This is a genomic window from Streptomyces sp., from assembly GCF_036566765.1.
GTDB lineage: Bacteria > Actinomycetota > Actinomycetes > Streptomycetales > Streptomycetaceae > Streptomyces.
This window is the reverse complement of the sequence record NZ_DATCVQ010000593.1, coordinates 1-4,285: the sequence shown is the minus strand read 5'-3', so window position 1 is coordinate 4,285 and position 4,285 is coordinate 1. Positions and strand designations below refer to the sequence as shown.

General features: G+C 72.7%; 5 protein-coding genes and 1 pseudogene. 4 read left to right on the top strand and 2 right to left on the bottom strand.

Annotation, left to right across the window (positions count from 1 at the left end):
- From VIU94_RS34440 to VIU94_RS34430, 3 genes and pseudogenes are all read left to right on the top strand, one after another.
- Positions 1-190: pseudogene (locus tag VIU94_RS34440) on the top strand (hypothetical protein); the annotation flags it as partial.
- Positions 191-244: 54 nt separating this feature from the next.
- Complete coding sequence (locus VIU94_RS34435) at positions 245-1,009, top strand: bestrophin-like domain (RefSeq protein WP_331917703.1); 765 nt, start codon at positions 245-247, stop codon at positions 1,007-1,009.
- A 165-nt stretch (positions 1,010-1,174) separates the two neighbouring features.
- Positions 1,175-1,726, top strand: coding sequence for a hypothetical protein (locus VIU94_RS34430; RefSeq protein WP_331917701.1), 552 nt, complete (start codon positions 1,175-1,177; stop codon positions 1,724-1,726).
- Positions 1,727-1,908: 182 nt separating this feature from the next.
- Here VIU94_RS34430 and VIU94_RS34425 read toward each other — a convergent pair whose 3' ends face one another.
- Positions 1,909-2,472 carry a hypothetical protein gene (locus tag VIU94_RS34425; protein WP_331917699.1) on the bottom strand — a complete coding sequence of 188 codons (564 nt, stop codon included), beginning with the start codon at positions 2,470-2,472 and terminating at the stop codon, positions 1,909-1,911.
- Between the two features lie 359 nt (positions 2,473-2,831).
- Between VIU94_RS34425 and VIU94_RS34420 the strand changes: the two genes are divergently transcribed.
- Positions 2,832-3,491 (top strand): class F sortase, encoded by a 660-nt coding sequence (locus tag VIU94_RS34420; RefSeq protein WP_331917697.1) that lies wholly within the window; start codon positions 2,832-2,834, stop codon positions 3,489-3,491.
- A gap of 87 nt (positions 3,492-3,578) precedes the next feature.
- Here the strand turns inward: VIU94_RS34420 and VIU94_RS34415 are convergent.
- A partial coding sequence (locus tag VIU94_RS34415; protein ID WP_331917695.1) for a polysaccharide deacetylase family protein occupies positions 3,579-4,285 on the bottom strand: 707 nt, incomplete at its 5' end.

The following is a 4,285-nucleotide window of genomic DNA, read 5'->3' as shown; positions in this document are numbered from 1 at the left end:
GCCGCCCGCCGCCCCGACGCCTCCCCCGGCCCGGCGCGCGCCGCCGCGGGCGACTCCGGTGGCGCTGCCCGCGTACCGCAAGTCGGTGCGCCCGCGCCCCGAGAGGGGCGGGTCGCTGGTCACCATGACGCTCGTGATCATCGCTCCCGCGGTGCTCGCCAGCGCGATCCTGCGCCCGCGCTCCCGCTGACCCCGGGCGCCCCTGACCTTTTTCCTGTTCTCGCTGCTCAGCCGAAGGATTCCCATGTCGGAATGGCTTGTTCTCACCCTCGCGATGGCCGCCGCCTGCGCCGTCGTCCTCACCATCGTGGTCATCAACCACCGCCGGGTCGGAGACGACGACGATCCCAACGAGACGCCCGACGTCATCGAGTACATGACGATGATGATCGGCGTTGTGTACGCGATCGTCCTGGGCCTGGCCATCGCCGGCGTCTGGGAGGCGCGCGGCGCCGCCCAGGAGACGGTGCGCCAGGAGGCCCAGGCGCTGCACGAGATCTCGGCCCGGGTGGAGGTCTACCCGACGGCCGTGCGGGAGCGGATCCGCGCCGACGTGGACGCGTACGTGTCGTACGTCGTCGACGACGAGTGGCCGTACATGTCGGAGCACGGCGAGCTCAGCGAGCGGGGCACCGAGCTGATGGACCAGGTCCGCCGCTCGGTCACCGACTACCAGCCGGCCACGGACCACGAGGGGCAGGCGTACCAGCCGCTCGTCGACCTGGTGGGGGCGGCCGACGACGCGCGGAACGCCCGCGGCGACGGCGCTGCGGCGACGATGCCGGGCGTGGTGTGGTTCGGGCTGATCACCGGGGCGCTGGTGGCGGTGGGCCTGATCTTCACGCTGCAGATCCGGCGGACCTTCCGGGAGTTGCTGCTCGCCGGCCTCTACAGCGCGCTGATCGCCTTCCTGCTCTTCCTGATCTGGGACTTCGACGCCCCGTTCGGCCGCGGCATCTCCGCCACGGCCGGCCCGTTCACCACCCTGTTCCCGCAGGTCGGGGGCTGACCGCGACACGCCGTGTGGGCCGCATGGGGGACACCCGTGCCCCATTCGCCCGTCTGGGATCGCGGCTGTGGTAGTGGGCTCCTAGCGTTTCGGTCATCGGGGTGCATTCCGGCCTCATGTGGAAATCCGTTCCGCAGCTGCGCCTCGGGACCCGGAGGATTCACCATGCGCGCGATACGTGCCGCGTCCACCGCACTACTGGGGGCGGCCGCCCTCGCCCTGGCCGCGCCGGCCGCCGTGGCGGCGGACGGCGCTCCCGCCCCGAAGACCGAGCAACGCCGGGCGAAGGCGCCCGGCGACTTCGTCGTCTCCCCGTCCACCGTCGCCCCGGGCGGCCGGGTCACGCTCAGCGCGCCCGGCTGCGCCAGCACGGCGACGGCGACGTCGGGCATCTTCGACACCGTCACCATCCCGCCGGGCTCCTCGGCCACGGCCACGGTCGACTTCGACGCCAAGCGGGGCGCGGTCTACACGGTCGCGTTCAACTGCACCGGCGGCATCACCGACACGGTCGACCTGACCATCCAGGGCGCCACCACCGCCCCGACCATCAGCTCGACGATCCTCACGCCGCCGCGCGGTGTGCGGGGCGGTCTGGGCGGCTCGGTGGACGGCCTGGACGCGGGCGCGATCGCGGCCGGCGGCGGTCTGGTCCTCGCGGCGGCGGCGGGCCTCGTCTACGTCGTACGGCGCCGCTCCGCGGGCCGGCAGCACTGACCGCGTGAGCGGGAGCAGGCGCCGACCGCCTCCTCGTCCCCCGTACCGCTCTCCCCCGCACCACCGTTTCCCCCGCACCGCCGCTCTCCCCCGTTCCGCCCGACGAAGCCCGTCGCCCCCGAGTCCTGGACCAGGACTCGGGGGCGACGGGCGTGGCGGGCCGGACCGGGAGGTTCGGCCGGTCAGGCCGCTCCGCTGCTCATACGGCGACGGCGGACGATGAACAGACCGCCGCCGAGCGCCGCCGCGGCGACCAGAGAGCCGCCGACGGCCATCTCGGTGGAGCTGGGGGCGAGCGAGCCGCCGATGCCGCCCATCGCGCCGCGCGCCTCGAGCACGGTGAACTGGCGGGTGGCGACGTTGGGGTTGTCGTTGCACCTCACGGCGAGGTTGTAGTTCCCCGGCGTGGCTTGGTCGAAGATCCGGGCGATCGCGGTGGAGATGCCGTTGGCGTTCACCGACAGGTTGGTCTGCGGGAAGGCGTTCGAGGTCACCGTGCCACCGCGGGTGCAGCCCCGGACGGTGATGGTGAGGGTCGAGCCCTGGTGGACGGCCGCGGGGCTGATCGTGACGTCCCTGGGCCCGCCGCTGTTGCCGTTCCCGCCGAAGTTCCCGTTCCCGCCGCTTTGGTTGTTCCCGCCGCTGTTGTCGTTCCCGCCACTGTTGGTGGCAGCGGCGAGGGGGGCGGCGAGCCCGATCGCCGCCAACGCGGTGGCGGTCACCGCCAGAGTGCGTGCAGCACGCATGGTTGAACCTCCATCGGAAGACGCCCCAAAGCGGTGCTCAGGGAAATTCGACGAGTACGCCTCCCATGACGAACCATCACAACTGGAAGGAAGGCCCGCATTTCGGCGCTGGGCCACCCCGGTGAGCCGACACGCCGACGCACCTGCGTCCGGATCTGACGGATCCGCAGGTCACGGCACATCAGAACGCTGATACGACAATGACTCGGATGGGTCATCGCCCCCGTCACCCGCACGCCGCGGCCCCCGGTCACCCGCGTACCGCCCCCACGCTGCCGCCGCCACCCGTTCGCCCCGCTCCGATCGCCGGTCGCGCGCGACGGACTTAACGTTCCCCTCGACGCCACGAAGGGAGAACCATGGGTTTTAAGGACTTCAGACCCGTGGAGTCGAGGAGACGCCAGCCATGGGGCGTCCTGACTCTCGTGATGCTGTCCGGCCTGGCGATGATGCGGAACGGAGTGGACGTCGAACTGGGGCCGCCCCAGCCTGCCGCGGCGGCGGCGCCGGACACCCGCCCGATCGGCGTGCCCCCGACCTCGCCCGAGGGGCTGCGCCCGCTTCCGTTCGCCCCGGCCTCGCGGGTGCGGATCCCCTCGATCGACGTGAGGGCCCCGTTGATGGACGTGGGCCTGGACGCGAGCGGCTGGATCGAGGCGCCGCCACCGCAGGACGCCAACATGGCCGGCTGGTACCAGAACGGCATCTCCCCCGGCCAGCGAGGCACCGCGGTGCTCGTCGGCCATGTCGACAACCAGGCGGGCCCGGCGGTGTTCTACAACCTCGGCTCGGTGGAGAAGGGCCGGCGCATCGAGGTGGAGCGGTACGACGGCCGGGTCGCGGTCTTCGAGGTGTACGGGGTGGAGGTGTACTCCAAGGAGAACTTCCCCGGCGTCCGGGTCTACGCCGACAACGGGGCCCCCGAGCTCCGGGTGATCACCTGCGGCGGCGGGTACTCGAGGGCGAGCGGCTACGCGGGCAACGTCGTGGTCTTCGCGCGCATGGTCGCGACCCGCTGACGCGAGCGGTCAGCGGGTGCGAGCCGTCAGCGGGATGCGAGCCGTCGCCGGGTACGAGCCGTCGGCCGGTCGGGCGTCGCCCCGGGCTCAGCGCCGGGGCACGGTCATGCGGTAGCCGGCGTCGAGGAGTTCGGGCAGGTACGTCTTCAGCGCGGCGACGCTCTGCGAGCGGTTGCCGCCGGCGTCGTGCGAGAGCACCACGACGCCCGGCGCCGCGCCGTCCAGGACGCGGCGCACGATGCGGTCGGTCCCGGGCTCCTTCCAGTCGAGGGTGTCGACGGTCCAGGCGAGCGGCTCCATGCCCAGCTCGGCCCCGATCTCGAAGGAGAGCCGGTTCCAGGCCCCGTAAGGCGCGCGGTACCAGAGCGGGGCCGCGCCGAGGGTCTTCTCGATGACCTCGCTGGTGCCGCCGAGCTCGTCGCGGATCCGCGACGGCGCCAGCTTCGGGATGAGCGGGTGCGACCAGGAGTGGTTGCCGACCACGTGCCCGTCGTCGGCCATCTCGCGCAGCAGGTCCGGGTTCTCCACGGCCATCTCGCCGCAGACGAAGAACATCGCCCGGCAGTCGTGCTTGCGCAGGGTGCGCAGGATCTCCGGGGTGTAGCGGGGGTCGGGCCCGTCGTCGAAGGTCAGCACCATCGACCGGCCGACCCCGGACATGCGCAGGAAGGGCCGCTGCCGGATCGGCGGCAGGGCCTTGCGGTACGCCGGCGGCGCGGCCGCGGTCATCGGCTGGAGCCGGTACGCGCTCGGCTTCAGCCGCGCGGCGGCAGGGGCGCCGGGCTGCCGGGCGG

Excerpts from the sequence above, each read along its gene's own strand:
- VIU94_RS34435 (WP_331917703.1), top strand. The coding sequence starts at position 245 with ATGTCGGAATGGCTTGTTCTCACCCTCGCGATGGCCGCCGCCTGCGCC.
- VIU94_RS34430 (WP_331917701.1), top strand. The coding sequence starts at position 1,175 with ATGCGCGCGATACGTGCCGCGTCCACCGCACTACTGGGGGCGGCCGCC.
- VIU94_RS34425 (WP_331917699.1), bottom strand. The coding sequence starts at position 2,472 with ATGCGTGCTGCACGCACTCTGGCGGTGACCGCCACCGCGTTGGCGGCG.
- VIU94_RS34420 (WP_331917697.1), top strand. The coding sequence starts at position 2,832 with ATGGGTTTTAAGGACTTCAGACCCGTGGAGTCGAGGAGACGCCAGCCA.